General features: G+C 75.6%; 4 protein-coding genes and 1 pseudogene. 4 read left to right on the top strand and 1 reads right to left on the bottom strand.

The features are described from left to right. Positions 1 to 730: Tar ligand binding domain-containing protein (locus ACRYM2_RS22760; protein WP_432524956.1), on the bottom strand; the 730-nt coding region annotated here is incomplete at its 3' end. Between the two features lie 198 nt (positions 731 to 928). Here ACRYM2_RS22760 and mprF point away from each other — a divergent pair. The 4 genes and pseudogenes from mprF to ACRYM2_RS22740 all read left to right on the top strand — a co-directional run. Then, positions 929 to 3,439, top strand: coding sequence for a bifunctional lysylphosphatidylglycerol flippase/synthetase MprF (gene mprF / locus ACRYM2_RS22755; protein WP_432524955.1), 2,511 nt, complete (start codon positions 929 to 931; stop codon positions 3,437 to 3,439). A gap of 32 nt (positions 3,440 to 3,471) precedes the next feature. Continuing rightward, positions 3,472 to 3,861 (top strand): RidA family protein, encoded by a 390-nt coding sequence (locus ACRYM2_RS22750; RefSeq protein WP_432524953.1) that lies wholly within the window; start codon positions 3,472 to 3,474, stop codon positions 3,859 to 3,861. Between the two features lie 127 nt (positions 3,862 to 3,988). Next, positions 3,989 to 4,753: a hypothetical protein gene (locus ACRYM2_RS22745; protein ID WP_432524952.1), complete on the top strand. Its 765-nt coding sequence runs from the start codon at positions 3,989 to 3,991 to the stop codon at positions 4,751 to 4,753. Between the two features lie 97 nt (positions 4,754 to 4,850). Continuing rightward, a pseudogene (locus ACRYM2_RS22740) lies at positions 4,851 to 5,041 on the top strand (hypothetical protein); the annotation flags it as partial.

Here is a 5,041-nt window from a genome sequence, read left to right as displayed (position 1 = left end):
CCTCGTCGCCGGTGGTGATGCCCACCCGCTGGTCCAGGCGGCCTTCGGCCAGGCCGCGCACCACGGCCAGGGTCTTGGCCAGCGGGCCGGCGATGGAGCGGGAGACCGCGATGGCCACCGCGACGGCCACGGCCACGGCCAGGGCACCGATGACCAGCAGCAGGGTGACGGCGGCGTGGTAGTCCGAGGAACCCTCGGCCGCCAGGTCCGCGGCGTCACGGCCCTCGACCTCGGCGAGCTCGTCCAGCAGGGTCAGGACCTCCGCGGCGGTGGCGGCGCTGCTCTCGCGCACGGCGATGAAGCCCGCGGTGTCGTTCGCGCGGGCGAGGGCGAACAGCGGCTCGCGCTGGCTGCGGTACTGCGCCAGCAGGTCGTCGAACTGCTCGAGCTGCTGGGCGCTGGCGGACGGGGAGGCGGCCAGGTAGGCCGCCCAGGCCTCGTCCATCACCTCGTCGGCCACGTCGACCTCGTCGATGGCCCGCTCGGTGCCGGCCGCGTCCGGCGCCAGCCCCGCGTTGGCCAGTGCCATGCGCATCCGCATCCAGTCGGTGCGCACCTCCCCGATGCTCTCGACGGAGGCGACGCCCGCGGTGGACAGGTCCTCCAGGTTCGCCTGGGAGGAGCCCAGGCGGTCGATGCTCAGGCCGACCACGGCGGCCAGCAGGAAGCAGACCACGCCGAAACCGGCGAAGAGCTTGGAGGCGACGTTCAGGTCGCGCAGGGTCGACATCAGCGGGTGGCTCCCTGGGTGCAGCACGGTGGGTGGCGGGTCGTCGTCACCTCGCCCCTCCCATCGACCGGCACGTGTCGCTCTTGAGCACGGCGCGGTCCTGGGGCCCCGCACGCCGCCGGTCGCCGCTTCAAGGACGGGCGCCGGAGTGCCGACTGCTCATCCGTGAGCTCCTCGCCCAGGCAGTCGACAGGTCCGGTGCGTCGCCTGCTCGCCCCCCTCCTCGCGGTCGGCCTGCTCGCCGCCGCGGTGGTGCTGCTGCACCGGACCTTCCGCGGCTACTCCTGGGCGGACCTGGGCGGCGACCTGCTGGCGCTCGGTCCGGGCGTCGTGCTGGCCGCCCTCGCCGCGACCGCGGTCTCCTACCTGGCGATGACCGGTTACGACGCGCTGGCGCTGCGCTACGTCGAGCACCCCCTGCCCTACCGCCGCTACGGCCTCGCGTCGTTCGTCGCCACCGCCTTCGGCAACAACCTGGGCGCCTCCGCCGTGGTGGGGGCGGCGCTGCGGGCCCGCGTCTACTCCAGCTGGCAGGTCCCCGGGTTCGCCATCACCCGGATCATCGGCTTCAACGTCGTCACCCTGGCGCTGGGGGCCGCGGTCCTGGCCGGCAGCGGCATGCTGCTCGACCCGCTCAAGGCCGGCCGGGCGCTGCACCTGCCCGGTGCCGCCGTGCTGGTCCTGGGGTCGCTGCTGCTGGCGTCGGTGGTCGGCTACCTCCTCTGGGCGTGCGCGGGGCGTCCGCTCGCCTGGCGCGACTGGCGCATCGACCGGCCGTCCCCCCGCCTGGCGGTGGCCCAGGTCGTGCTGTCGACGTTCGAGTGGCTGACCATGGCCGCGGCCCTGCACGTCCTGCTGCCCGCCGAGGGCAGGCTGCCGTTCCTCGCCTTCGCCGTCGCCTTCTCGATCGCGACCATCGCCGGTCTGGTGGCCAACGTGCCCGGGGGGCTGGGCGTCTTCGAGACGGCGCTGGTGGTGCTGATCGGGTCGACGACCTCGCCCGCGGGGCTCGCGGTGGCGCTGGTGGCCTACCGGCTCTGCTACTTCGTGCTGCCGCTGCTCCTGGCGGCCGTGCTCCTCGTCGTGCACGAGGCCCGGCGGGCGGCGGGACGCGGCTCGGCCCGCACCGCCGCGGCGGGGACGACGGTACCGACCGCACGCATCCCCTCCGTGCTCACGCCCTCCGTGCTCGCGCTGAGCGTCGCGGGCACCGGCGTGTTCATGCTCATGGTGGGGGACCTGCCGGGTCCCCGGGCCCTGGACGTCTCGGCCGTCACCATCAGCCTCGCCGGCCTGTCCGCCCTGCTCATGGCCCGCGGTCTGCACCGGCGGCTCAAGAGCGCCTGGGCGGCGACGCTCGCGCTGCTCGTCGGTGTCACGGGGATCGCCGCCGCGCACGGTGACCTGGTGCTGGCCGCCGTGACCGCCGTCCTGGCCCTCCTGCTGCTGCCGGCGCGCCCGGCGTTCTACCGCGGCGCCCTCTTCACCCGGCGGCAGAACCCCCTCTGGCCGATCACCGCGATCGCGCTGGTCGGCGTGGCCGTCTGGTGGCACGAGTTCAGCGGTGCCGGTGGTGCGGTCGACGCGCCCCTGCTCGCGGCGTCGATCTCCGGCGACAGCTCGGGCGTGGACCGGCTCGCGATGGCCGCAGGCGCCGTCGGCGTCCTCATCGGCGGTCGCCGCCTCCTCAGGCCCGTGGTCCCCGGCCCGCGGGCCGCCTGCGACGACGAGATGGCCCGGGTGACGGACATCGTCGCCCGGTCGGGGCGCTGCACCTCCCAGCTGGCCTTCACCGGCGACAAGCGCTTCCACTTCAGCCCCGGCGGCGCGGCCTTCCTGATGTACCAGGTCGAGGGGCGCAGCTGGGTGGTCATGGGGGACCCGGTGGGCGACCCGGCCGACTTCCGGGAACTGGTCTGGAGCTTCCTGGAGGAGACCGACCGCCACGGCGGCCGGCCGGTCTTCTACAACGTGCTCGCCGACCACGCCGACCTCTACCGCGAGTGCGGGCTGAGCCTGGCCAAGCTGGGGGAGGAGGCCGTCGTCCCGCTCGAGGACTTCACCCTCACCGGCAGGGCGAAGGTCAACCTGCGCAACTGCCGCAACAAGTCGCAGCGCCTGGGCCTGACGGTCGAGTTCGTCGCGGCGCAGGACGTCGCGCCGCTGCTGCCGGCCCTGCGCGAGGTGTCCGAGGCCTGGCTCACGCACCGCAACGGCAAGGAGAAGCGGTTCTCCCTGGGCGCCTTCGACGAGGAGTACGTCCGCCGCTTCCCGCTGGTCGTGGTCCGCCAGGAGGGGCAGGTCATCGCCTTCGCCACGCTGTGGGTCGGCGGCGACGGCCGGGAGGTGCAGGTCGACCTGATGCGCCGCCTGCCCGACGGCCCCCGCACCGTGATGACCTACCTGTTCATCGAGTGCATCCTGTGGGCCAAGGAGAACGGCTTCGCCTCGTTCAGCCTGGGGATGGCGCCCCTGTCGGGGCTGCGGACCGGTGGCACCGCCTCGTTCTGGGACCGCGTCGGGCACCTGCTGTGGACCCACGGCGAGCAGTTCTACAACTTCAAGGGCCTGCGGACGTTCAAGCAGGGCTTCCACCCGCGCTGGCGCACCTGCTACGTGGCCGCCCCCGGTGGGCTGGCCCTGCCGACGGTGATGGTGAACGTGGCGACGCTGGTCGGCGGCGGGATCCGCGGGGTCATCCGGGGCTGACCGGGACCGCCGCCCTGCGGCATGATCCCGCCATGTCCGAGCGCGAGGTCGTCTCCTCCGGTGCGGTGTGGGAACCGCTGGTCGGCTACTCGCGCGCGGTGCGCGTGGGGCCCTGGGTGAGCGTGGCGGGGACGACGGCCGCCGGGGCGGACGGTGCTCCGGTGGGTGGCGACGACATCGCCGAGCAGACCCGCGAGGCCCTCCGGCGCATCGCGGCGGCCCTGTCCGAGGTCGGGGCGAGCCTGTCCGACGTGGTGCGCACCCGGGTCTTCGTCACCGACATCAGCCGCTGGGAGGAGGTCGGACGCGCTCACGGTGAGTTCTTCGCCGACATCCGCCCGGCGTCGTCGATGCTCGAGGTGAGCGCCCTGATCGATGCGCGCCTGCTGGTGGAGGTCGAGGCGGACGCGGTCCTGGGCTGACCGCGCCGGTCGAGGCGGCGGTCGGCGGCGCCGGCCCGGCCGCAGCCCTTGCGCACCGCACGGGGACGCGCAGACTGGTCCCACGATCCGGTCCGCGACGGTGCCGTCGGTCCCCGTGGGGGTGTCCATGTCCTGGTCCCTGCCGCTCCTGCCCGCTGCGCCGCGCCCCGGCCGGCGGGCCGGTGCACCCGACGGCGTGCCGCTGCTGAGCCGTGGCCGGCACCGCAGCCCGCGCCAGGGCGCCTGCTTCATGGAGCTCGCCTCCCACCTGGCCGGTGAACCGTGGAGCGACCACCCCGCGTGCACCCACCCGCTGCTGGCGGCCCTGGCCCGCGGCGTCAACGACCACACCTCCGACGCGGCCCGCCCGCTGCTGCTCGACCTGGTGCCCTCGGTCGTCGGGCGGCGCGGCGAGGACCCGTGGATCGACGTGCGCATCGCCCGGCTGGCCGCGGTGGCCGCGCTGCCGGTGGTCGCCGAGGAGCGTCAGCGCGTCCTGGCCCTCGGGCTGCTGAGCACCGAACGGGTGGCCGCCCGGCTGGCGGGCGGCGCGGTGCGCCCGGACGCGGCCACCGCCGCGGCGCTGCGGCGGGCACCGGGCGCGGCGCTCTGGGCCGAGCGGTTCGCCCGGCAGCACGGTCACGGCGCCGACGCCACCCCGGCGCGGTTCGGCCGCGCGGTCGCACCGCGCATCGTCGCCTGCGCCGTGGAGGGCATCGCACGCGCCTGCGTGCCCGATGCCGACCGCAGGCTCCGCGACGTGCTGACCGCGGCGATCGAGGTGTGCGCGGACCGTCCGCGGCCAGGCGCCGCGACCGCCCCGCCCGCGACCACCCCGTCCGCTGCGGCCGCGGCGGTGGCCCGGGTGGGCGAGGTCACCCGCACCTGCTGACGCTCCCCGCCCGCCGCGGAAACCCCGGCGGGCGGGCGGTCCCGGCTGCCACACTCGCGCCGTCGCACCACCACCGCCTCGTCCACGGAGGGATCCCGTGACCCCGAGCACGCCCACGAGCACGCCCACGCCCGCGCACCGCTGCGGACGGCGCCGACGCCGGCCGGGGGCGCTGCCCGCGCTGCTGCTGGCGGTCCCGCTGCTGGCGGTGGCCACCCCCCCGGCGGGGGCGGGCGCCCCCGCCCCCGCGGTGGCGAACCCCAAACCCCCCAAAGCCCCCGCGGCGCC

Source organism: Kineococcus aridisoli, assembly GCF_050871885.1.
Lineage (GTDB): Bacteria > Actinomycetota > Actinomycetes > Actinomycetales > Kineococcaceae > Kineococcus.
Note: the sequence above shows the minus strand (reverse complement) of the source record. Positions and strands in the feature narration are given on the sequence as shown.